Source organism: Cellulomonas sp. PhB150, from assembly GCF_003755175.1.
GTDB lineage: Bacteria > Actinomycetota > Actinomycetes > Actinomycetales > Cellulomonadaceae > Cellulomonas.
In genome coordinates this window covers 946,967-971,473 of record NZ_RKHX01000001.1, presented here as the reverse complement: position 1 = coordinate 971,473, position 24,507 = coordinate 946,967, and the positions used below count along the sequence as shown (strand labels likewise).

The following is a 24,507-nucleotide window of genomic DNA, read 5'->3' as shown; positions in this document are numbered from 1 at the left end:
CCCCTGCCCGACTCGCACCAGAGGGAAGAGAACCAGCACATGACCACGGACGACGTCGTCCCCGCGGCACCGCCCGCCATCAACCTGCACACGCGCCCGAGGATCCGCCGCTCACCCGTCACCTGGGTGCGCCGGGGCGGACTCAGCGCGCTGCTGTTCGCGATCCCGATCCTGTTCATCTTCGGGGCGTTCTCGTGGTGGCCGATCATCTCGGCCTTCATCATGAGCCTGCAGAAGACCAACCTGACCGACGCCCCCGTGTGGGTCGGGCTCGACAACTTCCGCGCGGTGTTCGCCGACCCGCTGCTGCCGACCGTCATCAAGAACACCGCCTGGTTCGCGGTGCTGGCCCTGATCTTCGGCTACCCGGTGCCGCTCGTCGGCGCGGTGCTCATGAGCGAGCTGCGCAAGCGCAAGGGCCTCTACTCCGTGCTGGCCTACCTGCCCGTCGTCGTGCCCCCGGTCGTCGCGGTGCTGCTGTGGAAGTTCTTCTACGACCCGCGGCCCGAGGGCGTGTTCAACACGGTGCTCGGCTGGATCGGGCTCGGGCCGTACCCGTGGCTCGCCGACTCGACGTGGGCCATGCCGTCCCTCGTGCTCGAGGCGACGTGGGCCGCGGCGGGCGGAACCGTGATCATCTACCTCGCGGCCCTCATCTCGGTGCCCGCCGAGCTCTACGACGCGGCCGAGGTCGACGGCGCCTCCGTCTGGCGCAAGGTCTGGCACGTGACGATGCCCCAGCTGCGCGGCGTCCTGTTCATCACGCTGATCCTGCAGATCATCGGGACGGCGCAGGTGTTCCTCGAACCCTTCCTCTTCACCAACGGCGGGCCGAACCACGCCACCGAGACGATCATGCTGCGGGTCTACAACCTCGCGTTCGCCAACCTCGGCAACAACTTCGGGCAGGCCACGGCGCTCAGCCTCCTGCTCGCAGCCTTCCTCGCGGTCATGTCGCTCGTGTACTTCCGCATCACGCGTTCCTGGAGCCAGTCGTGACCACCACTGACGCAAGCACCCCGCCCCCCGCCCTCCCCGGCGCGATGCCGGGCTCCGCCGGTGCCGCGGCACCCAGCGCGGTGCTCGCGACCACGGTCCGGCGCCGCCGCCGTGCGGCGCCCGACAACCCCGACCGCGGCGCGCTCTCGACCGCCGACTGGCGCCGACCGGGCGTCAAGTACTCGTGGCGCGGCATGCACTTCGTGCTGCTCCTGCTGCTGCTGCTGTGGTGCCTCGGGCCGCTGCTGCTGCTCGGCAAGTTCGCGTTCACCCCGACGCAGGACATCCTGACCCACCCGATGTCGATCTTCCCGAACGGGGCGACGACGAAGAACATCGACCAGGCCTGGAACCGGTACCACATCGGCCAGTTCTTCATGAACACCGTGTGGTTCGCCCTCGGCGCCTGGTTCAGCCAGATCCTCGTGGCCACCACGGGCGGGTTCGTCCTGTCGGTGCTGCGCCCCCGCTGGGCGAAGGTGCTCAACTGGGCGGTGCTCGCCACGCTGTTCGTGCCGGCCGTCGTCCTGCTGATCCCGCTCTACAAGCTCATCGTGCACCCGCCGATCGGCGACTCGCTGATCAACAGCTTCTTCGCGGTGTGGCTGCCGGCGGGCGCGAGCGCGTTCAACGTGGTGCTCGTCGCGCGGTTCTTCGACTCGCTCCCGCGGGAGATCTTCGAGGCCGCACGTGTGGACGGCGCCGGGCCGTTCCGGCTCTTCTGGCACATCGTGCTGCCCATGAGCAAGCCGATCATCGGCGTGGTCTCCGTGTTCGCGGTGATCGCGTCGTGGAAGGACTTCCTCTGGCCGTTCCTCGTGCTCAAGGACGACAGCGTCAAGCCGCTGTCGGTCTACCTGCAGTCGATGGCCAACGTGGACAAGGGCACGCTCATGGCGGCCCTGGCGATCTCGACGCTGATCCCGATCGCGATGTTCCTGATCTTCCAGCGCATGTTCCTGCGCGGGGCCGGACTGGGTGGAGCCGTCAAGGGCTGACCGTCCATCCACAGCGCGCGCCCGGGACGGTCCTCGTCGTCCCGGGCGCTCGTGCGTGTTGCTGACGCGCTGTCGGGTCAAGATCACGTCGCTCGGGATGAGGGCACCCGGGGCCGGGTGCGATGATCGATCCGTGCCCCCACACACCCTGACCGCACCGTACGACGCCCTCATGCTCGCCTCCTTCGGAGGACCCGACGGCCCCGACGACGTGCTCCCGTTCCTGCGCAACGTCACCGCCGGCAAGGGGATCCCCGACGAGCGGCTCGCCGAGGTCGCCGAGCACTACCACCACTTCGGTGGCGCGAGCCCGATCAACGCCCAGAACCTCGCCCTGCAGCGCGCGCTCGTCCAGGAGCTGGAGCGCCGGGGCGTCGACCTGCCGGTCGTGTGGGGCAACCGCAACTGGACGCCGTACACGCGTGACGCGCTCGCGGCCGCGCACGCGGACGGGGCTCGGCGTGTGCTCGCGCTGGTCACGAGCGCGTACTCGTCGTACTCGGGGTGCCGGCAGTACCGCGAGGACTTCTGGTCCTCGCTCGACGCGCTGGCCTCCGACCTGGGCGAGACCGAGCACCCCCTCGTCATCGACAAGGTCCGCTCGTACTTCAACCACCCCGGCTTCGTCGCCGCGAACGTCGACGCCGTGACCGAGGCGTACGCGCAGGTGCCCGACGGCGCCCGGATCGTCTTCGTCACGCACTCCATCCCGGACACGATGGAGGCCGCCTCGGCGGTCAGCGGCGCGACCTACAGCGCGCAGCACCTGTCGGTCGCGGCCGAGGTGGCCGGCCAGGTCGCCGAGCGCGTCGGGCACGCCGTCGAGTGGGACCTCGCCTACTGCTCGCGCTCCGGCCCGCCGAGCCAGCCGTGGCTCGAGCCCGACGTGAACGACCACCTCGAGGCGCTCTCCGCCGCGGGGACGACGGCCGTGGTGATCTCGCCGATCGGCTTCATCTCCGACCACATGGAGGTCGCGTTCGACCTCGACACCGAGGCCCTCGAGACGGCGGCCCGGCTGGGTCTGACTGCCGTGCGCGCCGACACCGTCGGCGTGCGGGCCGCATTCGTCTCCGGGCTGGTGGACCTCGTCCTGGAGCGCGCCGCCCTCGCACGCGCCATCGACTCCGGGGAGGCGGCGCCCGCTGCGGCCACCACCGGTGACCTGCCCGCGTGGCGCAGCATCTGCGCGCCCGGCTGCTGCCGGCGCCAGGACGGCGTCGCGTCCGGCGTGCCGGCGGCCTGCTCGACCGACGCGCTGTCCTGAGAGGATCCCCCCGTGAGCCACCCGAACGCCGAAGCACTCAACGCGACCGTCCGCTACACCATGTGGACCGTCTTCTCCCTCGAGGACGTCCTCCCCGAGGACGACTCGGAGCGCGCGCAGCTCATCGCCGAGGCGCTGCGGTCCGTCGAGCGCGACGGCCTCGTCGTGCGCGGCTGGTACGACGTCGCGGGCCTGCGGGCTGACGCCGACCTCATGGTCTGGTGGCACGCCGAGACGATCGAGGAGGTGCAGGGCGCCTACCAGCGGCTGCGGGCCAGCGCGCTGGGCCGGTACCTGCTGCCCGTGTGGTCGGTCGTCGGCCTGCACCGTCCGGCGGAGTTCAACCGGGCCCACGTGCCGGCGTTCCTCGCGGGCGAGCCCGCGGGGGACTACATCTGCGTGTACCCGTTCGTGCGGTCGTACGACTGGTACGTGCTGCCCGAGGACGACCGACGCCGCATGCTCGTCGAGCACGGCCAGGCCGCCCGGGACTACGCCGACGTGCGCGCCAACACCGTCTCGGCCTTCGCGCTCGGTGACTACGAGTGGATCCTCGCGTTCGAGGCCGGCGAGCTGTACCGGATCGTCGACCTCATGCGTGACCTGCGCGCCACCGACGCCCGCCTGCACGTCCGCGAGGAGGTGCCGTTCTACACCGGTCCTCGGGTGGAGCTGGCGGCCTGGGCGGAGAAGCAGCCGCGCGGCTGACCCGCCGGGTGACATCGGCCGTCCGCCCGGCGCGGGTCGGCGGCCGGTGCCAGGATCGTCCTCGTGATGAGACTCGTGGGGACCTGGACGGTGACCGCGGTGTCGGGGGTGACGGTGCCTTCGGGTGAGCAGCACGGGCCGTGGCTGACGTTCGACGGCGACGGCCAGGTGTTCGGGATGTCCGGCGTGAACCGTGTCCGCGGCACGTGGTCGGTCGACGGAGACGTCCTGACGTTCGGGCCGCTGGCGTCGACGATGATGGCTGGCCCGCCCCAGGCGATGGCGCTCGAGAGCGCGCTCCACGGGCTCCTGGCGGCCCCGTTGACGCTGCACACCGCGGACGGGGCGGCGGCCAGCAGCGCCGACCCGATGCTCGACCCGGCGGCGTCGGCGGCCGGGAGGCCGGCCATCGTCGACCTGCTCGCGAGCGACGGTGGCTCGGTCGAGCTCCGCCGGACGACGCCGCGAAACTGATCCGAGGACGCGGCGCTCCAGCGCTTGCCCTTCACCCGAAAGGGTGATGGATTAGACCGTGGGAGCGCTCCTAGGGGTCTGTCAGCCGACAGGGACTGGGTCAGACCGGCGCGCCCCCGGGCGGGCGCAACGACGCACCCGCCGGGCGCTCGGTCCTGCTGCAGGGGTCGGCCGAGCGCATGACAGGACCGGGGGCTCCACCCATGTCATCGCACCTCATTTCTCCCGACGGCAGGAGCCGTCGGGGTCGTGGCCTCGTCGCCGCCGTGGCCTCGGTGGTCCTGCTCGGCGCGCTCGCGGTACCGGCCGGTGCCGCCGACCCGGGCGCGGGCGTCAACCCCGTCGGGAGCGGGTCCTACCTCGGCACGCCGCCCGGCGCGACGCCGAAGGGCTGCCCCGCGGTCGAGACCGACCCGCGGTCGTCCTTGACGGCGGACGCGCCCACCGGTGCGCTGCCGACGAACGACTGGTGGTCCTCGCTCCTGTTCAAGAAGTGGGAGTGCCGCACGAGCGCTCCCTTGTACGCGCACCCGGTCGCCTACCAGCCGACGGCCGCCGGGCTGGGCCTGTCGACGCCACGCACCGCGGTGCTCAGCGGCACGTCCGGTGGCATCGGCGAGTTCCACTACCCGTACGCCGAGGACGTCGTCGTCGGCGTGAGCGGGCTCGACGCGCCCGTGGTGAAGGTCGCCGGCTGGAGCGACTGGACCGTGACGCCCGCCTGGGAGGGCGACGGCAAGAGCCTGCGCGCGACGATCGGGCACGGGCTGCCGTTCAGCTGGTACCACCTCACGGGCGGCGACGCCGTCCTGACCGCGTCGCAGGGGCTCACCCTGTGGTGGCGCTCCGGCGGCGCGATCGGCTTCACCGCGAACGGCCACGACTACGCCGCGTTCGCGCCGACCGGCAGCACGTGGTCGACGACCTCGACGCGGGCGACCTCGTCGCTCGCGGGCTCGGGCTTCCTGTCCGTCGTGGCGCTGCCGACCCCCTCGTCGGCCTCCGACGCCGCGCGCACCGCTGCGGCCCAGGCGTACCAGCCGTACGCGTTCGCCGAGGTCACGGGCACGAAGGCCACCTACGTGTACGACGAGGCGAACGCGGTGGTCCGCACGACGTACGCGCTGACGACCGTGGCACGCCAGGGCACCGAGCGTCGCAGCGTGGTCGCGCTGTACCCGCACCAGCAGCAGTACGTGACGGCGACCGGCGGCACGAAGGTGGCCGCGACCTACGTCTCGCCGCGCGGTGCGATGACCGCGTACGCGGGCGTGCAGGCGTTCACCACGAGCACGCCGTTCACCGGGGTGCTGCCCGAGGTGCCTGCGGTGGCGACGGGGTCCGGGTCCGCGCGGACCCAGCTGGTCGGCCTGCTGGAGGCGGCGACGGCGGAGGCGCTGCCGATCCCGTCGACGGACACGTACTGGACGGGCAAGGCGCTCGGCAAGGCGACCCGGCTCGCGGAGATCGCCGACCAGCTCGGCCGCACCGACCTGCGCGACCGGCTCCTCGCGGGCGTCCGCACCGCCCTGACCGACTGGTTCACCGCGACGCCGGGCAAGACCGCGCAGGTCTTCGCCTACGACCGCCGGTGGGGGACCCTGATCGGCTACCCCGCGTCCTACGGGTCCGACGAGGACCTCAACGACCACCACTTCCACTACGGGTACTTCGTGGCGGCGGCCGCCACCCTTGCGCGGTTCGACCCGCAGTGGGCGCAGAAGTACGGCGGCATGGTGAAGCTGCTCATCCGCGACGCGAACGGCTACGACCGGACGGACACGCTCTTCCCGTACCTGCGCGACTTCGACGTGTACGCCGGCCACGACTGGGCCTCGGGCCACGGCGGCTTCCTCGCGGGCAACAACCAGGAGTCGAGCTCGGAGGGCATGAACTACGCCGGCGCCCTGCTCCTGTGGGGCGAGGCGACCGGTGACCAGGCCGCGCGGGACGCGGGTGCGTACCTCTACGCGACGCAGGCCGCCGCGATCCAGGACTACTGGTTCGACGGGGCGCAGGCGATCCCTGCCGGCTTCGGCCACTCGACCGTCGGCATGATCTGGGGCGACGGCGGCGCCTACGCGACGTGGTTCAGCGGCGAGCCCGAGATGATCCAGGGCATCAACACGCTGCCCATCACGGGTGCGCACCTGTACCTGGGCCTGCGGCCCGCGGACGTGCGCGCCAACTACGCCGAGCTGGTGACGGCCAACGGCGGGGAGCCCGGCGTCTGGCAGGACATCCTGTGGAGCTACCTGGCGCTCGGCGACCCCGCCGCGGCGCTCGTGAAGCTCGACGCGAACCCGGGGTACGCGGTCGAGGAGGGCGAGTCGCGCGCGCACACGCGGCACTGGATCGCCAACCTCGCGGCGCTCGGCACGCTCGACGCGAGCGTGCACGCCGACCATCCGCTCGCGGCCGTGTTCACGCGCTCCGGCGCGCGGACGTACGTGGCGGCGAACGTGACGTCGGCGGCGATCACCGTGACCTTCAGCGACGGGCGCGTCGTGCCCGTACCGGCCGGGAAGACGGTCGCCGTCGGGGCGCAGACCTGGTCCGGGGGCAGTGCGCCCGGCGGCCCGGGGGGCGGCGGGCCGACTCCGACCCCGACTCCCACGCCGACGCCGACTCCGACGCCGACCGTGACCCCCACGCCGACTCCGACGCCGACGCCCACGCCCACACCCACACCGACTCCCACGACCCCGACCTCGCTCGGGTCCCTCTACCTCGACCCGTCCGGGGTGCTGACCCCGACGGCACCGCCGGCGGCCCGGATCGCGATCCCGCGCTCGACGGGGCTGGGGGACAACCTCGAGGAGCCGTCCGACGCACGGGTGTTCACGCTGCGCGGCGTGACCGCGGCGGCGACGGGGCAGCCGGCACGGTTCGACCTGGCGGTCGACGCGGGCATGGCTGTCGGCAGCGGCACTCGCGTCTCGATCGCCTACGACCTCACGGGCGACGGCACCTGGGACCGCACCGAGGTGTACCGCTACTTCGCCACGGACCCGGTGCCCGGCGACGAGCACTACACGGAGGCGGTCGGCCTCGTGCGCTCGTCGGGCACGCTGGGCGCCCTGACCCGCGGCACGGTGCGGGTGGCTGTCTGGAACGCGATCGGCAGCCAGTCGACCAGCCTCGACGCACGCACGTCGGTGCTGCACCTGCCGCTGACCCGCTGACGGCGCTGCGACCACCTGACGGGCCGGCCCGCGCTGCGGCGGGCCGGCCGCCCGGGTCGTTGCGCACGCTGGTGGGGGCCAGGGCGTGCGCAACGACCGAGGGGTTCGTCAGGGGTAGAGCCCGCGGATCTGGTGGGCCTCGGCGACACGGCGGACGCCGATGATCAGCGCCGCGTCGCGCATGGTGATCTGCTCGCGGCGGGAGACGGTCGAGACCGCGTTGAACGACGCGGCCATGCGCTGCTCGAGCCGCTCGGCGATCTCCTGCTCGGTCCACCAGTAGGCCTGGTTGGCCTGGACCCACTCGAAGTAGGACACGATCACGCCGCCCGCGTTGGCGAGGATGTCGGGCACGACGACGATGCCGCGCTCCGCGAGCACGCGGTCGCCCTCCGTCGTCGTCGGCCCGTTGGCGCCCTCGACGACCCAGCGGGCCTTGACCCGCGCAGCGGTCTCGGCGTCGAGCACTCCCTCCACCGCCGCGGGCACGAGCACGTCGACGTCCAGCGCCAGCAGCTCCGAGTTGCTCACCGGCGAGCCCCCCTCGAAGTCCGAGACGTGCCCGCCCTCGGCGACGTGCGCGAGCAGGGCGGGGACGTCGAGCCCGTCGGACGACTGGATGCCGCCGTGCTCGTCGCTGACCGCCACGACCTTCGTGCCGGCCTCGTGCAGGAACCGTGCCGCGTGCGAGCCGACCTTGCCGAAGCCCTGCACCGCGGCGGACACCTCGTCGAGCCGCACGCCGGCCTCCGCGAGGGCTGCCGCGGCGGCGTGCACGACGCCGCGTGACGTGGCGGTCGCCCGGCCGAGCGAGCCGCCGACGGTCAACGGCTTGCCGGTGGTGACGGCGGTGACCGTGTAGCCCATGTTCACCGAGTAGGTGTCCATGACCCACGCCATGGTCTGCTCGTTGGTGCCGATGTCGGGCGCCATGATGTCCCGCTCCGGGCCGATGATCGGCATGATCTCGCTCGTGTACCGCCGGGTCACGCGCTCGAGCTCGGTGGTGCTGTAGTCGGCGGGGTCGATCGTGACGCCGCCCTTCGCGCCGCCGTAGGGGACGTCGACGACGGCGCACTTCCACGTCATCCACATCGCCAGCGCGCGGACCTCGTCGACGTCGACGCCGGCCGAGTAGCGCAGGCCGCCCTTGCCGGGTCCGCGGGAGATGTTGTGCTGCACCCGGTAGCCGCGGAACAGCTCGATCGAGCCGTCGTCGCGCCGCAGCGGGACGGCGACGTTCATCTCGCGCCGCGGGGTCGCCAGCATCTGGTGCAGGCCCTCGTCGTAGCCGAGGATCTCGACGGCGGACGAGAGCTGCGCCTGCGCCGTCTCGAGGGGTGCGGTCGCCGTGCCGGGGGTGGTGGCGGGCGTCGTGCGGTCTTCGTCAGGCATGGATGTCCTTCCCGGACGTGCGGCCGGCTCGTGACCGGCACAGGTGGTCGGCCTCGTCGCCGACCGCGGTGCTCCCGCGCCGCGCCTCCACCTTGCCACCGCGACGCGGCGCGCACGAGGCAGGCACGCGCCGCGGTGCGCCGCGCGCCTGCCGGACGCGTGCCTGTCGCCTGCCGGACGAGGGCCTGTCGCGTGCCTGTCGCGTCCACGGCCCGCTCCGGTCCAGACTGGTCACGAGTCGCGCGCACCCTGCGCGGCCCAGTCACGCGACGGCGCGGGCGACCCCCGGTGCCGTCGGACCGAGGAGGACCATGACCGAGCTCGACGACCTCGTCCCGCGCGCGCTGGCGCTGGCCCACTGGTGGCTCGACGCCACCACGGAGGGCACCGCGGCCGGACCCGCCAAGGAGCGGCGCACCGCCGCCCGGCTGGGCGCGCTCGTCGCGGATCCCGCGGGGCTCGAGCTGGCCGTCCGGTTCGTCGACCGGGTCGCGCGACCGCGGGACCTCCACGTCGCCGCGCGCGAGCTCGCCGCCCTGGGCCGGGCCGCCGGTCACGCCTCGTTCCTGGGCCCCGCGGACCGCGCCCTGCTGACGATCGGCACCCGCGTCGCCCCGCTCGCGCCGGCCCTCGTCGTGCCGGCGGCGCGCATCCGCCTGCGCCAGCTCGTCGGGCACCTCATCGCCGACGCCGGGCCGGGGCTCGGTCCGCACCTCGCGCGGATGCGGACGCAGGGCTACCGGCTCAACCTCAACCTCCTGGGCGAGGCCGTCCTCGGGGAGCAGGAGGCGGCCGCGCGGCTGACCCGGCTCACCGCGCTCGTCGAGCGGCCCGACGTCGACTACGTCTCCGTCAAGGTCTCGGCGGTCGCGAGCCAGCTGTCCACGTGGGACACCGAGGGCAGCGCGGCACGCGTGGCCGAGCGGCTCACACCGCTCTACGCGACCGCGGCGGAGCACGGCACGTTCCTCAACCTGGACATGGAGGAGTACCGCGACCTGGGCCTGACGCTGCGCGTCTTCCGGCAGCTCGCGACCGACCCGGCGCTGCGTGCCGCCCCCATGGGCATCGTGCTGCAGGCCTACCTGCCCGACGCGCTCGCGGCGTACGACGAGCTCGCAGCGCTGGCCGACGAGCGTCGCACGGCGGGTGGTGCGCCGCTCAAGGTCCGGCTGGTCAAGGGCGCGAACCTCGCGATGGAGCGCGTCGAGGCCGAGCTGCACGGGTGGGCGCAGGCGCCGTACGGGACCAAGGCCGAGGTCGACGCGGCCTACCTGCGTCTCGTCGACCGCGCGCTGGACCGTGACCGGACCCGCGCGCTGCGGGTCGGCGTCGCGAGCCACAACCTGTTCCACGTCGCCGCGGCCCACGTGCTCGCGGGTGCGCGCGGGGTGTCCGACGCGATGGACGTCGAGATGCTCCAGGGCATGGCCCCCGCCCAGGCTCGCGCGGTCCGCGACGACGTCGGCGAGGTGCTCCTGTACACGCCGGTCGTGGCGCGGGACGACTTCGACGTCGCGGTCTCCTACCTCGTGCGGCGGCTGGAGGAGAACGCGGCGGGGGAGAACTTCCTGCACGCGCTGTTCGCGCCGGCGGAGGCCGACGCCGACCGGTCCGACCTCGAGCACGCGGCGATGGGCGACCAGGAGTCCGCGTTCGTCGCCGCCGTGGCCCGTCGGACCTCGGTCGCCTCGACGCCGCGCCGCGACGACCAGCGCCCGGCGCCGGGCCGGACCTTCGCCAACGCTGCCGACACCGACCCCGCCGTCCCGGACGCCCGGGCGTGGGCGCGCGGCCTGGTCGTCCGGGCCGTGCAGCCGCCTGACGGCGCGGTGCGCGTCACGACGACGGACGAGGTCGACGCCGTCGTCGCGCGCGCGGTCGCCGCGGCACCCGGCTGGGCCGCAGCCTCGCCGCGGACCCGGAGCGAGGCCCTCCGGCGGGCCGCCGACGCGCTCGAGGCCGCGCGCGGCGACCTCGTGGCCGTCATGGTGCGCGAGGCCGCCAAGACCGTGGCCGAGGCCGACCCCGAGGTCAGCGAGGCGGTCGACTTCGCCCGCTACTACGCGGACCGCGCCGAGGACCTCGCGGACGGGCGCACGCCGGGCGCTCTGTTCCGGCCGCACGGGGTGACGGTCGTGACGCCGCCCTGGAACTTCCCGGTCGCGATCCCGGTCGGGTCCGTGCTCGCTGCGATCGCGGCCGGCAGCCCCGTGCTGGTCAAGCCGGCGCCGGCGACGCCGCAGTGCGCGCAGGTCGCGATGGCGGCGATCGCGGCCGTGCTGCCTCCGGACGTGCTCACGGTCGTGCTCAGCCCCGAGGGGGACGTCGGGCGACGCCTGGTCACGCACCCCGACGTCGCCCGCGTGCTGCTCACGGGCTCGATCGAGACCGCGCGTGCGTTCGCGGGCTGGCGTCCCGGCCTCGACGTCATGGCCGAGACGTCGGGCAAGAACGCCCTGGTCGTCACGCCCTCGGCCGACGTCGACCTCGCGGTGGCCGACGTGGTGCGCTCGGCCTTCGGGCACGCGGGGCAGAAGTGCTCGGCCGCGTCGCTGCTCGTCGTCGTCGGCTCCACCGGGAGCGACGACCGGCTGCGCCGCCAGCTCGCCGACGCCGTCTCCTCCCTGCGCGTCGGACCCGCCGCTGACCTGGCCACGGGCATGGGGCCGCTGGTCGAGCCGCCGAGCGAGAAGCTGCTGCGGGCCCTGACGACCCTCGACGAGGGCGAGGAGTGGCTGGTCGCGCCCCGGCAGCTCGACGACGGCGGGCTGCTCTGGACGCCGGGCGTCAAGCACGGTGTGCGGCCGGGCTCGTGGTTCCACACCACGGAGTGCTTCGGGCCGGTGCTCGGCGTGATGCGCGCCCGCACGCTCGACGAGGCGATCGCGTGGCAGAACGCCGTCGCCTTCGGCCTCACGGGCGGACTCCACTCGCTCGACGAGCACGAGATCGAGCACTGGCTCGAGCGCGTCGAGGTCGGCAACGCCTACGTGAACCGCCACATCACCGGCGCGATCGTGCAGCGCCAGCCTTTCGGCGGGTGGAAGGCGTCGGTCGTCGGGCCGGGCGCGAAGGCGGGAGGTCCGCACTACGTCGCCCAGCTCGGGACGTGGGCCGACGCGCCGGAGGTGCCGACCGACGACGAGGGCTGGCTCGCCTGGGCGGCGGCGGACGACGAGCGGGCGTGGGCGGAGGTGTTCGGCACCGAGAACGACCCGAGCGGCCTGCGCGCCGAGGCGAACGTGCTGCGCTACCGGCCCCTGCCCGCCCTGGTGGTGCGCGTCCGCCCGGGAGCCGGCGGACGTGAGCTCGACCGGGTGCTGCACGCGGCCGAGGTCGCGGGGGTCCCCGTCACCGTGTCGACCGAGCCCGACGACGTCTTCGCCGGCCGGGTGGCCCGTGGGGACGTGAGCGGCCGGATCCGCGTGCTGGGTGGGCCCGACGACGCGCTGCGGGCCGCCGCGGCCGGCCGGGCCGGTGAGGTGACGGTGCTGGACGGGCCGGTGCTCGCCTCAGCCGAGCGCGAGCTGCTCACGGTGGTGCGCGAGCAGGCGATCAGCAGGACACGGCACCGGTTCGGGCACCTGCCCGCGGAGTGAGGCTCAGGCGGACGCGCGGCGGACGAGCTCGGGCGCGAAGATGAGCGGCTCGAGCGGCATCGGCATCCCCTGCAGCTGTGCCAGCAGGCGGACGCCGGCCGCCCGGGCCATCGCCGCGACGGGCTGCACGACGGTGGTCAGCGGGGGAGTGGTCGACGCGGCGACGCCGATGTTGTCGTAGCCGACGATCGCGATGTCGCCCGGGATGTCCTTGCCGGCCTCGCCGAGGACGCCCATCGCGCCCGCGGCCATGAGGTCGGAGGCGATGAAGATGCCGTCGACGTCGGGGTGGCGGGCCAGCAGCTCGCGCGCGGCGGCCGCACCCGAGGCGATCGTGAAGTCGCCGAACACGACCGCGTCCGTCGCCATCCGGGCGTCGGTCAGGGCGGAGCGCCAGCCCACGAGGCGGTCGATGCCCGCGGACATGTCCTCCGGGCCGGCGATCGTCGCGATGCGGCGGCAGCCACGCTCGATGAGCGCCTGCGTGGCGAGGCGTCCGCCGGCGACGTTGTCGGTGTCGACGTAGTTGACGTCGGCGACGTCGGCGGACAGGGGCCGGCCGACGAAGACGTTGGGGACGCGCGACTTCAGCAGCGCGCTGTCCAGGTCGTCGGCGCGGTGGTGCGACACGACGACCGCACCGTCGACGTGGCCGTTGCGCAGGTAGCGCAGCGTGCGCTCGGCCTCCCCGGGGCGGGCGATGACCAGCACCACCTGGATGTCGGAGTCGGCGAGCGAGGAGCTCAGGCCGTTGAGGGTTCCGGCGAAGAACGGGTCGGACAGCACGCGCTCGTCGGGCTCGGGCACGACCAGCGCGATCGAGTCGGTGCGCTTGGTGACCAGCGAGCGGGCGGCGCGGTTCGGCGTGTAGCCGAGCTCGGCGACGGCGGCCTCCACGGATGCCTGCGCCTCGGGGGAGACGCGGAGCCCGCCGTTGATGGCGCGCGACGCGGTGGAGCGCGAGACCCCGGCGCGCTCGGCGACCTGCTCGAGGGTCGGCGTGACGGGGGGAGCCTCGTCCTGTCGGAACGTGGTGTTCACCGGGGGCATCCCTTCCGTGCTGCGGGTGGGCAGCGGATCCAAGCTGTGGCTTCCCCGCGCATCGGTGCGCGCGGCGGTGCGAGCAGTACATCTGGTCCTGCGAGTGTGGCGCGACGACGCGCCCACCGCTCCCGGTGCGGGTCCGTGGAGGACCGCGCACCGGGACCGGGGTGGAGCGATCAGCCCTTGACGGCGCCCTGCATGATGCCGGCGACCAGCTGGCGACCGGCGGCGATGAAGAGCAGGAGGAGCGGGATCACGGACAGCACGACGCCGGCCATGATCAGGGACATGTCCTTGAAGAACGTCGCCTGCAGCAGCTGGAGCGCCACGGGCAGCGTCGGGTTCGCGGAGCCGAGGATGATGAACGGCCAGAAGTAGTTCGTCCACGAGGCGACGAACGTGAACAGGCCGAGCATCGTGGCGGCGGGTCGTGCGGCGGGCAGGGCGATGCTCCAGAACGTGCGGAACATCGACGCGCCGTCCACGCGGGCGGCCTCGATCAGCTCGTACGGCAGTGCCGACTCGAGGTACTGGGTCATCCAGAACACGCCGAACGCGGTGACCAGGCCCGGCACGATGACCGCCTGGAGCTGACCGATCCACCCGAGCTGCTTCATCACCAGGAACAGCGGCACCACACCCAGCTGGGTCGGGACGGCCGTCGTCGCGATGACGAACACCAGGAGCGGGCCGCGGCCCTTGAACCGCAGCTTCGCGAACGAGAAGCCCGCCAGCGTGGAGAACAGGACCACCGAGAGCGAGGTGATGACCGCGATGATCACCGAGTTGGTGACGGCCTTCCAGAAGCCGATGTCCGACTCGAGGACGCGCTGCACGTTCTCGAAGAAGTGGCTGCCCGGGATCAGCGACGGGATCGGGTGCCGCGCGATGTCCGAGGCCGTCGACGACGCCAGGAGGAAGGCGTAGTACAGCGGGTAGAACGAGATCGCGATCGTCAGGCCCAGCAGGACGTACGTGAGCCAGCGGGGGCGACGCTCAGAACCCGCGTTGAGCCCGGCGCTCCGGTTGCGCCTGCGGGCCGCGCTGCGCGCTGCGCCCTTGCCCGCGAACTGCTCGATGGCAGCGACAGAGGGCGTGCTCATGCGGAGACCTTCTTTCGCTTCTTCTGCTTGGCGCCGCCCTCGGACGCGATGCGTCTCGTGATGAGGTAGTTGACGATGCTGATGACCAGGATGAGCAGGAACAGCAACCACGCGACGGCTGCCGCTCGGCCGAAGTTCTTGTTGGTCCACCCCAGCTGGTAGATGTAGTTCGTCACCGTGAGGTACTGCTGGTCGGCGCCACCGCGGCCGAACTGGTCGAACATGCGGGGCTCGTCGAAGATCTGCAGACCACCGATGGTCGACGTGATGATCACGAAGATGATCGTCGGTCGCAGCATCGGGATGGTGATGGAGAAGAACTGGCGGACGCGGTTGGCGCCGTCGATCAGCGCGGCCTCGTAGAGGTCACGCGGGATGGCCTGCATGGCCGCCAGGAAGATCAGGGTGTTGTAGCCCGTCCAGCGGAAGTTCACCATCGACGCGATCGCGATGTGGCTCGGCAGCACCTCGGAGTGCCAGCCGATGCCGGCGAAGCCCAGGTTGCGCAGGATCTGGTTGATGATGCCGGACTGGTCGGCGAACATCTGGCCGAAGATCAGCGAGACGGCGACGGGGGCCACGACGTAGGGGACGAGGACACCCATCCGCCAGAACGTCTTGGCGCGCAGGTTGGCGTCCAGCAGCGCGGCGACGACCAGCGCGAGGATCACCTGCGGGATCGAGCTGAGCAGGAAGATGCTCAGCGTGTTGCGGACGGACTTCCAGAAGACCGGCGCCTGCAGCACGGTCGAGAAGTTCTCGAATCCGACGAAGTCGCCCTTGCCCTTGAGCAGGTCCCACTGGTGGACCGAGACGACGCCTGTGTACAGCAGCGGGAACAGGCCCACCACGACGAACAGGAGGAAGAACGGGGAGATGTACAGGTACGGGGAGAGCTTGACGTCCCAGCGCCCGAGCTTCTGCGAGAAGCCGACACGTCGCTGCTGCCGGTCTCTCTCGTCGCTGGCCGTGGGTCCCGGTGCGGCCGGGGTTCGGGTGCTGGTCATGAAGGTCCTTCGAGCGGCGGATCGGTGGTGCTCGGGCTGGGCTGGCCACCGGGGCCGGGACGCTAGGTCCCGACCCCGGTGGTTCGTTCTAGCAGATCGTCAGCTCAGGTCCTTGACGGCCGTCTCGAACTTCTTCCACGACGAGGCGGAGTCGTCGGTCTTGTCGACGTCGACACGCGTGTAGGCGTCAGAGAGCGCCTGGTTGATCGCGAAGTAGTGCGAGCCGCGGTACGGCTGCTTCTCGATCGGGGCGAAGCGGTTCGAGAAGATCTGGCCGGTCGGGGCGCCACCGAAGTAGTCGTCCGTCTTGCCGGTGACCGAGGCGTCGGTCGTGGCGGCCGTCTGGCTCGGGAAGTTGCCGTACTTGACGAAGACGGCCGCGGCCTGCTTCGGGTCGGTCAGCCAGTCAGCGAGCTGCTTGGCGGCCTCGACGTTCTTGCCACCCTCGGGGACGAGGAGGAAGGAGCCGCCCCAGTTGCTGGCGCCACCGGGCAGGGCGTCGGCGACGTCCCAGTTCTTCTGGTCAGGCGCGTTGCCGGCGATGATCTGCGTCATCCACGGCGGGCAGAGCATGGTGGCCCACTTGTCGCCCTTGAACGCGTCGGTCCAGTCCTGCGACCACTGGCCGAGGTGAGCGGACTGCCCGAGGACCTTGTCCGAGGTCAGCAGGTCGTAGACCGGCTTCGCCTTGGAGTCGGCGCCCAGAACCGTGATCTCGTCCGTGGACGGGTCCTCGAACGGGGCCTCGAGCTGGTTGATCATGCCCTGCGAGAGCGCACCGATGGAGTCGAACCAGGCGGCGCCGGTCTTGGCGTCCATGAACTTCTGGCCCACGGTGAAGTAGTTGTCCCAGCTGCCCTCGAGCAGCTTGGCGACCTCGGTGCGGTCGGTCGGGAGACCGGCCTTCTCGAACAGGTCCTTGCGGTAGCAGACGGCCTCGGGGCCCGAGTCCGTGCCGTAGCCGATGAGCTTGCCGTCCGCGGTCGTGCTCAGCTGCGCCTTCCAGGCGGGCCAACGGTCCTTGACCGTGTCCGAGCCGAGGTCGGCGAAGAAGTCGGAGGATGCGATGAGTTCGGGCATCCAGTCGGAGTCGGCGGCGACGATGTCGTCGACGACCGTGTTGGTGGCGATCGAGTTCTGCACGGCGGCACGCGCGTTGTCCGACGTGTCAGCCTTGTCGTTGACGATCGTGACGTTCGGGTGCAGCTTCATGTACTCCTCGTACAGGTCCGCGTAGCCGAACTCGTTGAAGGTCGCGACCTTCAGCGTCACCTTCTCATCGCTCGGCGCCGAGGCGGACGACGAGCCGGACGGCTTGTCGCCGTCGCCGCTGTCGGAGGAACACGCAGAGGCGAGCAGGGCGATGCTCGCGACCCCGGCCGTGACGGCCAGGAACTTGCGGGTGGTCTTGCGCACTATGACTCCCTTGTCGGTCGGACGGCTGCGTCGCCGTACCTGGACGAAGAAGGCCGTCCGTCTGCGATGACGGTCCTTCTACGTGGGCCTGGTGGACCCGGCTTGGGAGCGCTCCCCTCCGCAGTTGCGGGAGCGTTCCCACGCGCTGGGTGAACTGTCGTCCCGGGCCGTGGGAAGTGTCAAGGAGGACCACGCCGTGATGTGGTGTGGTAGCGATCCCACACCAACGTTCCTGCAGGTCACAGCGTTTCTCACCCGTTCCCACGTTACCGAATCGTTACGGCGCGGTGTCCTTCCCGTCGCCTGTTCGGCCTCGCTCGGCGAGTCGCCGTCGTGCGACGTCCGCGGTCACGGCCACGGCGGATCGGATCGCTCCCGCGGCGGCCTGCTCGACGGCCGAGCCGAACAGGGGGATCGCGGCCTTGAGGTCGCCGTCGTACGTGGCGGTCGAGCCAGCAGGCCCGGCGGGCGCCAGGGTCGTCCGCCCGGTCAGGCGGACGGGCGCACCGGCGATCTCGACGACGACGGTGCCCAGCCTGCTGCCGTCCGCGCCCGGTGCCTCCCAGGCGTCCACCTGCCGCACGTCGATCGTGCTCCCGACGAAGCCGCGCAGGTGCGCCGGGATCTGGTCCGCCGGAAGGGCCCGGCGGCTGGTCACGGTGAAGGCCGCGTCGGGGGAGCCGGTGACGTCGACCTGCTCGCCGGTCGCCCCGGAGGCGCGCACGGTCTCGCGGACGAACTCCGGGTCGGCCAGCAGGCGGGCAGCCGCGTGCGCATCGGTCGGGATCTCGACGGTCAACGTGAGGCGCACGGGGGTCCCCTGGTGGTCGGACGGGTGGGACTGAGGCGGTGCCGGCGGCGCGGCCGGCGGCGGGCGCGGGCGCCCCTGGTCGAGGTTATCCCCGGTGGGGCAGCGGTGCGGCGGTCGGCCCGGCGGGCAGGGCGCCTGGCCGTGCGTGCCCGCGGCCGCCCCGTGCCTGTTTCGTCGCGACCGCGACACCCACCTAACCTGGGGCCGTGCCCACGCTCAGCGATCTCGTCGCCCGTCATGCCTCGACGCTCGACGCCGCCGACCTCGAGTGGCTCCACCTGCTCGTCGGCGACTGGCAGGCGGTCTCGGACCTCGCGTTCGCCGACCTCGTGCTCTGGCTGCCGACCGACGCGGGCGACTTCGTCGCAGTCGGTCAGGCGCGGCCGTCGACCGGCGCCACGGTCCACTACGACGACGTGGTCGGTTCCCACGCGCCCGAGGGGCAGCGGCCCCAGCTCCAGCGCGCGCTCGACGAGAAGGTGGCGCAGCGCTCACGGGAGCCGCGGTGGTTCGGCGCGTACGCCGTCCGCGAGGAGGCCGTCCCCGTGGTGCGCAAGGGACGCCCGATCGCCGTGATCGCGCGGCAGACGAACCTCGGCGGCGCGCGGACCCCGAGCAGGCTCGAGCTCAACTACGTCGAAGCCGCCGACGACATCTTCGGGATGATCGCGCGCGGCGAGTTCCCCGCCCCCGACGCCCCGACCGGTCCGCGCCGCGGAGCGCCCCGAGTCGGCGACGGCCTCGTCCGCCTGAACTCCGAGGGCGAGGTGCTGTACGCGAGCCCGAACGCCCTGTCCTGCTTCCACCGGCTCGGCGCGCTGGGCGACCTCGTCGGGCGCTCCCTCGTCGAGGTGACCGCCGACCTCATCGAGCAGCAGGCGACGGTCGACGAGTCGATGCCGCTGGTCCTCATGGGCCGAGCGCCCTGGCGCACCGACGTCGAGGCACGTGGTGTCGCGCTGTCGCTGCGGGCGGTCCCGCTCACCGAGCACGGTCAGCGGATGGGTGCCGTCCTGCTGTGCCGCGACGTCTCCGAGCTGCGCCGCCGCGAGCGTGAGCTGATCACCAAGGACGCCACGATCCGCGAGATCCACCACCGCGTGAAGAACAACCTGCAGACGGTGGCCGCCCTGCTGCGGCTCCAGTCGCGGCGGATGTCGTCGCCCGAGGCGCGGGACGCGCTCGCGGAGGCGATGCGCCGCGTCGCGACGATCGCGCTCGTGCACGACACCCTGTCGCAGACCATCGACGAGACGGTGCCGTTCGACGACCTCGTCGGCCGCAGCCTGCGCCTCGCGGCGGACGTCGCGACGGCCAGCACGCACGTGCGGACGACGGTGCACGGCACGTTCGGATCGGTCCCGGCCGACGACGCCACGGCCCTCGCGCTCGTCCTCACCGAGCTCGTGACGAATGCCGTCGAGCACGGCCTCGACGGACGCGAGGACGGCAACGTGGACATCACGGTGGCCCGTGACGGCGACGACCTGCGGGTCGAGGTCGCCGACGACGGTGCCGGGCTCCCGGCCGACCGCGGCGCGGGCTCGGGGCTCGGCACGCAGATCGTGCTCACGCTGGTGACCAACGAGCTGCACGGGACGATCGAGTGGAACCCGCGGGAGGGCGGTGGGACGTCGGTGGTCATCACCGCGCGGCTGCGCTCGGGGCGGGACCTCGCGCTGCTCTGAGCGGACGGCTGGACGCGGACCGCGCTCGCGGGACCGGGCGGCCGCGCTCGCCTCGACCGGGGCCTGACACGACGACGGACCGGTCGCGGGGGCGATCCGGTCCGTCGTGGGAGGTGCGGGGGCGAGCCCGACCTCGGTAGGTCAGGACGTCAGCTGGCGCGGCGCTGACGGGCCGTGCGGCGCTTGAGCGCGCGGCGCTCGTCCTCGGAGAGGCCGCCCCAGACACCGGCGTCCTGGCCGGTCTCGATGGCCCACTTCAGGCAGGTGTCCACGACGGGGCAACGACGGCAGACGGCCTTCGCCTCGTCGATCTGGAGGAGCGCAGGACCGGTGTTGCCGATCGGGAAGAACAGCTCCGGGTCCTCGTCGAGACACGCTGCGCGGTGGCGCCAATCCATGGTTGCTCTCCTCGGCCGCACGACCGGGCTGCCCGTGGTCAGGGCGCGCGACAAGTCGTGGTAATAGGGGTGGGGGGACGTGCTCCACCTAGAGTCACATCCCCCGGCTTGTCGCACAAGGGGTTACGAATAGGTTTCGAGTCGATAACGGGTGAGGCATTGGTCACATCTGTGCGCCGCCTGAGACGTCACCTGGTCATTTGTCCAGTTGTCCAGGGTGCATCCGCGTTCGGCCTAGGCTCGTCCGGTGGATGAACACCGACCCCCGTTGCTGCTCGTCGTGTGCCTGCTCGTGCTGGTCGAGGCGCTCGCGTTCGTCGGCCTCGCCGTGGCCTGGCTCGTGGACCTCGTCCGCAACGGCGCCGAGCTGCCCGGCGCGGTCGTGTTCCTCGTCGTGTTCTGCCTCGGGATCGCGGCGCTTCTCGGGTTCTCCGCGCGCGGCCTGTGGAACAGCCGTCGCTGGGCGCGCTCGCCCGTCATCACCTGGCAGGTGCTGCTGGTCGTGCTCGCGCTCGGCTGGCTCGGCGCCGAGGTCACGGTCTGGGGCGTCGCCGTCCTGGTGGTCGCGCTCGTGATCGGCGTCGGCCTGCTGCTCCCGTCGGTCGTCGCCGCCACCGCGCGCACGGGGAGCTCGGACGCTCAGGACGGTCCCCGCACCGCCCGGTAGACCTGGACGGGTACCGCGCGTCGGCCCTGCACCGCCACGGCCCGGCCCGGCGGGCTGACGACGTCGGCCAGCCACCCGGAGCCGGGGCCGACGAGCTCGGCCGAGGCGCCGTCCGACGGGTCGAGCACCACCATCGTGCGCCGCCGGAGGAGCGTGGCGAGCACGCCCCGGTAGGCGCCCGCGGCGGCGCCAGCCGTCGCCGCCGCCACGACCCGCACGCCCGCGCTCGCGACGAGGTCGGCGAGGGCATCCGCCCGGGACGGGTCGTCGCGCTCGAGCTCGTCGAGGTCGTCGACGAGCACGACGGCTGCGGGACCGGTCGCTGCCGAGGCGGCCACGAGGTCGCTCGGTCCCAGCCTCTCCACGCCCACCGGCCACACGCCGGCGCTCGCGGTGAGCACGCGCGCGCCGGCCGCCAGCGCGCCCGCTGCCAGTACGCTGAGCGTGGTCGTCCGGCCCGAGCCGACCGGGCCGGCCACGAGCACGCCGCGCGTCAGGTCGGCCCCGACCTCGTGCGCGGTGTCGCCGCCGATGCCGAGGGGGATGGCGCGGAGGTCGACCGTCCGCGTCCGGGTGCCCGCCGGTGCGGCGGGGCGGTCGACGACGACGGGCAGGGGCCGGAGCCGGATCGGGTCGCGTCGGCCGCCGACGCGGTCATGCTCGACGCGGGCGTGCTCGTCCCGGGCGTGCTCGTCGAGCGGGAGGGCGACCTGGCAGAGCGTGGCGCGGTCGCCGTCGAGGTGGATCGCCCGCCCGGGGACGCCGCGGGGTCCCAGCAGCGCGGTCGGCACGCCCGCGAGCACGTCCGCCCCGGCGTCCGGCACGGGGAGCACGAGCCGGTCGCGGAACGCCGGGGCGTGGGCCAGGACCGCGCCTCGAGTGTCCCCCGAGGCCACGAGCCCGACCCGCCGCGGTCCGCCGCGCCACACGGCGGTCAGCAGGTCCGCACCGGCCCCGCGATGGACGCGCCCGAGCGACTCGAGGGCTGCCTCGAGGCCGTCGACGAGCAGCACCGGGAGGTGCGGGTCGTCGACGACGTCGTCCGCGAGCAGCCGGAGCAGGCGTGCGAGGAGCCGGGGCTCGTCGAGCGTGGCGACGGTCCCGAGCCGGCCGCCGAGGCGCGCCAGGTGCTCGACGGCCCAGGGCGGCAGGCCGAGCGTGTGGACCGCCCGGCCGGCGAGCAGGGCGGTCGTGCCGATCGTGAGCAGGGCCGTCGTCCGGCCCGAGCGCGGGCCGCCGACGACGAGCAGGTGGCCCGCGTCCGGACCCCAGCGGACGAGCCCGCGGCGCTGCTCGGCCGGCTCGTCGGCCAGGGCGAGGGTGAGCTCCTGGTCGTGGGGATCGCCCCGGTCGAGGTCGGCGCCGTGGACGAGCACGGGCAGGGCGGGTAGCCACGGGACGTTCGGGCGCCTCGGGGTGGCTGTGGGAGCGGGGACGCCCGGGGCAGTCGGCCGCGGTGCGCCCGCGGGCTCGCAGCCGGCCGCGGAGCGGGCCGCGCCCACCCAGGCCGCCACGTCGTCCGTCGCGGTCGGCAGGACCGGGCTCCAGCCGACGGCGTCGTCGGCGATCCGCACCGGCGGACGCCGTGCGGCCGTGACGGCGCGAGCGACCTGGACCTCGCGCACCGTGCCGTCGCCGGCGCGGACCAGTGCGCGTCCGGGGGTGCGCGGGTCGATCCGGGCAGCGTCAGGCACGTCGATGAGGTCCGTGGAGTCGGCGTCGTCGGCGACGCGCAGCGCGATCCGCAGCGAGACGTTGGCGCGGAGGTCGGCACCCACCGCTCCCGCCGGCCGCTGGGTGGCGAGCACGAGATGGACGCCGAGCGAGCGCCCGAGCGCCGCCAGCCGCGCCAGCGTCGCGGCGGCGTCCGGGACGTCCTCGAGCACGGCCCGCAGCTCGTCGACGACCACCAGCAGCCGCGGCGGCGTGGCCGGGTCCGTCGGGTCGAGATCGCGCAGGTCGCGGGCGCCCGCCCCGGCGAGGACTCGCTCGCGACGCCGGAGCTCGGCGCGCAGCCCGACGAGCAGCCGCGCCGCGGCGGCCGGGTCGAGGTCGCTCACGTGGTCGACCACGTGCGGCAGGCCAGCGACCGGGCCGAGACCGGTCCCGCCCTTGAAGTCGACGAGGAGCACCGCGAGCCGCTCGGGCGGCTGGGCGAGTGCGCACGCCAGGACGAGCGAGACCAGCAGCTCCGACTTGCCGGCGCCCGTCGTGCCGCCGACGAGCACGTGCGGCCCGTCGCGGGCCAGGTCCAGCCGCGCGGGGGAGCCGCCCGGACCTCGCCCGACGACGGGCGCGAGCGAGCCTGTCGAGGCTTCCCACCGAGCGGCGACCTCCGCGGCGCTCGGTGGTGGGACGCCGTCGAGGGCGCCGAGCGCGACCTCGTCCGGCACCGGCCGCGCGGACGGTCCGCGCGCCGCGATCGCGCGGCGCACCTGGTCCTCGGCCGTGGCCGCCGTCGGGCCGGTGCGTCCCGGCTCGGCCTGCTCGACCGTGCCGCACCACGCCGGCACGTCGCCGGGCCCGGGCAGCACCAGCAGCAGCCGGTGCCGGGGCTCGGCGGCGCGGCGCCACCCCGCGACCGCGGAGAGGTCGGCCGACCCGTCGTCGACCACCACCGTGTCCCTCGCGCCGGCGTCGGGCAGCGCGGGGGAGCCGCCCGCCGCCCAGCGCGCCCAGCGCCAGTCCTGCGGTGCGCGCGAGCGCACGTGGAGATCGACCTCGGCGTGGGACCCGACGGCACCCACGGCGATCTCCCGCGCACGCGCGAGGGCGGCCGCCCGTGGCCCGACCACCGCGAGCGACCCGTCGGCCCCCCAGGTGACGGCAAGCCGGACCGTGCCGAGGGTGCCGTCGGCCGCAGCCGCGGAGCGCGCCACCACCGCCGCCAGGTCGGCGGCCGCGGTCGGGTCCGGGCCGGTCGGAGCCGGCCCGGACCCTCGACGGCGGCGCAGGGCGCGCACCACGCGGGGCGCGAGAGCCGCCAGCGGGACGGCGAGCGCCGCCGCCAGGAACAGGGGCTGGCCGGTGACGGCGGCCAGTGCCCCCGCTCCCACGAGCGGAGCGAGCCAGGTGCCGGCACCCGTGCCCGGGTCGCGGCCGGGTCGGGTCGTGGTCGGCACGGCGGTCGCGGCGCGGGCCGGCGCGGTCGTCCGCAGCTCGAACCGTGAGGCGCCGGCCGTGAGCTCGGACCCGACGCGCCACCGCCGCCACAGCGGGCCGCGTCCGGCACCGCGGACCCGGACCCCGCCTCGGACCCCGCCCCGGCCGCGGGCTCGCACCCGGAGGGCCTCCAGCCGCACCTCGTCGCCCACCCGCAGTGCCACGAGCGCCCCTGCGGCCGGGCCGGCGAGCACGGCGACGTGCCAGGGCGCCCGCACCGCGTCCACGGCCGCGTCGACGAGCCCCGGACCGAGGCGCACGACGGCACCGCCGACCAGGGGAGCGTGGCCGGCCGCGTGCGAGTCGTCGAGCACCCGTCCTCCCACCGTCAGGGGTGCGGCCGCCCATCCTGGCTCGCCGGTGAGGCGCGCGAGGTGCGGGCGGAGGTCGCCGACGCACGCGCCGACGTCGACCTCCACGTCGAGCTCGGCCGCGGGGGAGGACAGGGTCAGACGCACCGGACGACTGTGCCCGCGGCACGAACGAGCCGACCGGGCGGGGCCGCGGACCGGGGGACGTCCCCCCGCTCCACAGCCCGCCCGGTCGGCTCGTGACCGCCGTCGGCCCCTCAGACGACGGCGAT

At 73.5% G+C, this 24,507-nt stretch carries 17 protein-coding genes; 9 read left to right on the top strand and 8 right to left on the bottom strand.

All coding sequences use genetic code 11. From position 1 onward, the window contains the following. Window positions 1-39 precede the first annotated feature (39 nt). The 6 genes from EDF34_RS04565 to EDF34_RS17975 all read left to right on the top strand — a co-directional run bounded on the left by EDF34_RS04565 (window position 40) and on the right by EDF34_RS17975 (window position 7,631). Entirely contained in the window at window positions 40-999 is a 960-nt protein-coding gene (locus tag EDF34_RS04565) for a carbohydrate ABC transporter permease (RefSeq protein WP_199737629.1), read from the top strand. Next, window positions 996-1,997: a carbohydrate ABC transporter permease gene (locus EDF34_RS04560; RefSeq protein ID WP_370450024.1), complete on the top strand. Its 1,002-nt coding sequence runs from the start codon at window positions 996-998 to the stop codon at window positions 1,995-1,997. The genes EDF34_RS04565 and EDF34_RS04560 overlap by 4 nt, the downstream gene beginning before the upstream one ends. 97 nt (window positions 1,998-2,094) lie before the next feature. Beyond that, window positions 2,095-3,264, top strand: a complete 1,170-nt coding sequence (locus EDF34_RS04555; RefSeq protein WP_123370123.1) for a ferrochelatase — start codon at window positions 2,095-2,097, stop codon at window positions 3,262-3,264. 12 nt (window positions 3,265-3,276) lie between these two features. Further along, complete coding sequence (hemQ, locus tag EDF34_RS04550) at window positions 3,277-3,972, top strand: hydrogen peroxide-dependent heme synthase (protein ID WP_123370122.1); 696 nt, start codon at window positions 3,277-3,279, stop codon at window positions 3,970-3,972. A 66-nt stretch (window positions 3,973-4,038) separates the two neighbouring features. Next, window positions 4,039-4,446, top strand: a complete 408-nt coding sequence (locus EDF34_RS04545) for an META domain-containing protein (protein ID WP_123370121.1) — start codon at window positions 4,039-4,041, stop codon at window positions 4,444-4,446. Between the two features lie 203 nt (window positions 4,447-4,649). Then, the gene (locus tag EDF34_RS17975; RefSeq protein WP_123370120.1) at window positions 4,650-7,631 is read left to right on the top strand and encodes a glycosyl hydrolase; all 2,982 of its coding nucleotides are present in this window, start codon (window positions 4,650-4,652) and stop codon (window positions 7,629-7,631) included. Window positions 7,632-7,739: 108 nt separating this feature from the next. Here EDF34_RS17975 and EDF34_RS04535 read toward each other — a convergent pair whose 3' ends face one another. Continuing rightward, window positions 7,740-9,026, bottom strand: a complete 1,287-nt coding sequence (locus EDF34_RS04535; RefSeq protein ID WP_123370119.1) for a Glu/Leu/Phe/Val dehydrogenase — start codon at window positions 9,024-9,026, stop codon at window positions 7,740-7,742. 311 nt (window positions 9,027-9,337) lie between these two features. Between EDF34_RS04535 and EDF34_RS04530 the strand changes: the two genes are divergently transcribed. After that, window positions 9,338-12,628 (top strand): proline dehydrogenase family protein, encoded by a 3,291-nt coding sequence (locus tag EDF34_RS04530; RefSeq protein ID WP_123370118.1) that lies wholly within the window; start codon window positions 9,338-9,340, stop codon window positions 12,626-12,628. A 3-nt stretch (window positions 12,629-12,631) separates the two neighbouring features. Here the strand turns inward: EDF34_RS04530 and EDF34_RS04525 are convergent, their stop codons facing one another. The 5 genes from EDF34_RS04525 to EDF34_RS04505 all read right to left on the bottom strand — a co-directional run bounded on the left by EDF34_RS04525 (window position 12,632) and on the right by EDF34_RS04505 (window position 18,009). Then, window positions 12,632-13,669, bottom strand: a complete 1,038-nt coding sequence (locus tag EDF34_RS04525) for a LacI family DNA-binding transcriptional regulator (protein ID WP_233575175.1) — start codon at window positions 13,667-13,669, stop codon at window positions 12,632-12,634. Window positions 13,670-13,848: 179 nt separating this feature from the next. Further along, on the bottom strand, window positions 13,849-14,775 hold the full coding sequence (locus EDF34_RS04520; protein WP_123370116.1) for a carbohydrate ABC transporter permease: 927 nt from the start codon (window positions 14,773-14,775) through the stop codon (window positions 13,849-13,851). Then, a complete protein-coding gene (locus EDF34_RS04515; RefSeq protein ID WP_123370115.1) occupies window positions 14,772-15,782 on the bottom strand; it encodes a carbohydrate ABC transporter permease in 1,011 nt (336 codons plus the stop codon). Before EDF34_RS04515 ends, EDF34_RS04520 begins: the two co-directional genes overlap by 4 nt. Window positions 15,783-15,881: 99 nt before the next feature. Then, a complete protein-coding gene (locus tag EDF34_RS04510) occupies window positions 15,882-17,198 on the bottom strand; it encodes an ABC transporter substrate-binding protein (RefSeq protein WP_123370114.1) in 1,317 nt (438 codons plus the stop codon). A gap of 277 nt (window positions 17,199-17,475) precedes the next feature. After that, window positions 17,476-18,009, bottom strand: coding sequence for a DUF2505 domain-containing protein (locus tag EDF34_RS04505; protein WP_123370113.1), 534 nt, complete (start codon window positions 18,007-18,009; stop codon window positions 17,476-17,478). 206 nt (window positions 18,010-18,215) lie between these two features. Here EDF34_RS04505 and EDF34_RS04500 point away from each other — a divergent pair, with 206 nt between their 5' ends. Then, window positions 18,216-19,697 (top strand): sensor histidine kinase, encoded by a 1,482-nt coding sequence (locus tag EDF34_RS04500; RefSeq protein ID WP_123370112.1) that lies wholly within the window; start codon window positions 18,216-18,218, stop codon window positions 19,695-19,697. A 149-nt stretch (window positions 19,698-19,846) separates the two neighbouring features. Here the strand turns inward: EDF34_RS04500 and EDF34_RS04495 are convergent, their stop codons facing one another. Next, window positions 19,847-20,095, bottom strand: a complete 249-nt coding sequence (locus EDF34_RS04495; protein ID WP_123370111.1) for a WhiB family transcriptional regulator — start codon at window positions 20,093-20,095, stop codon at window positions 19,847-19,849. 247 nt (window positions 20,096-20,342) lie between these two features. Between EDF34_RS04495 and EDF34_RS04490 the strand changes: the two genes are divergently transcribed. Next, window positions 20,343-20,762 (top strand): hypothetical protein, encoded by a 420-nt coding sequence (locus EDF34_RS04490; protein WP_123370110.1) that lies wholly within the window; start codon window positions 20,343-20,345, stop codon window positions 20,760-20,762. Here the strand turns inward: EDF34_RS04490 and EDF34_RS04485 are convergent. After that, window positions 20,735-24,382 carry an FtsK/SpoIIIE domain-containing protein gene (locus EDF34_RS04485; RefSeq protein ID WP_123370109.1) on the bottom strand — a complete coding sequence of 1,216 codons (3,648 nt, stop codon included), beginning with the start codon at window positions 24,380-24,382 and terminating at the stop codon, window positions 20,735-20,737. The two genes, EDF34_RS04490 and EDF34_RS04485, sit on opposite strands and share 28 nt — an antisense overlap. Window positions 24,383-24,507 lie beyond the last annotated feature (125 nt).

Excerpts from the sequence above, each read along its gene's own strand:
- EDF34_RS04530 (WP_123370118.1), top strand. The coding sequence starts at position 9,338 with ATGACCGAGCTCGACGACCTCGTCCCGCGCGCGCTGGCGCTGGCCCAC.
- EDF34_RS04495 (WP_123370111.1), bottom strand. The coding sequence starts at position 20,095 with ATGGATTGGCGCCACCGCGCAGCGTGTCTCGACGAGGACCCGGAGCTG.
- EDF34_RS04545 (WP_123370121.1), top strand. The coding sequence starts at position 4,039 with ATGAGACTCGTGGGGACCTGGACGGTGACCGCGGTGTCGGGGGTGACG.
- EDF34_RS04535 (WP_123370119.1), bottom strand. The coding sequence starts at position 9,026 with ATGCCTGACGAAGACCGCACGACGCCCGCCACCACCCCCGGCACGGCG.
- EDF34_RS04555 (WP_123370123.1), top strand. The coding sequence starts at position 2,095 with ATGAGGGCACCCGGGGCCGGGTGCGATGATCGATCCGTGCCCCCACAC.
- EDF34_RS17975 (WP_123370120.1), top strand. The coding sequence starts at position 4,650 with ATGTCATCGCACCTCATTTCTCCCGACGGCAGGAGCCGTCGGGGTCGT.
- EDF34_RS04520 (WP_123370116.1), bottom strand. The coding sequence starts at position 14,775 with ATGAGCACGCCCTCTGTCGCTGCCATCGAGCAGTTCGCGGGCAAGGGC.
- EDF34_RS04515 (WP_123370115.1), bottom strand. The coding sequence starts at position 15,782 with ATGACCAGCACCCGAACCCCGGCCGCACCGGGACCCACGGCCAGCGAC.
- EDF34_RS04565 (WP_199737629.1), top strand. The coding sequence starts at position 40 with ATGACCACGGACGACGTCGTCCCCGCGGCACCGCCCGCCATCAACCTG.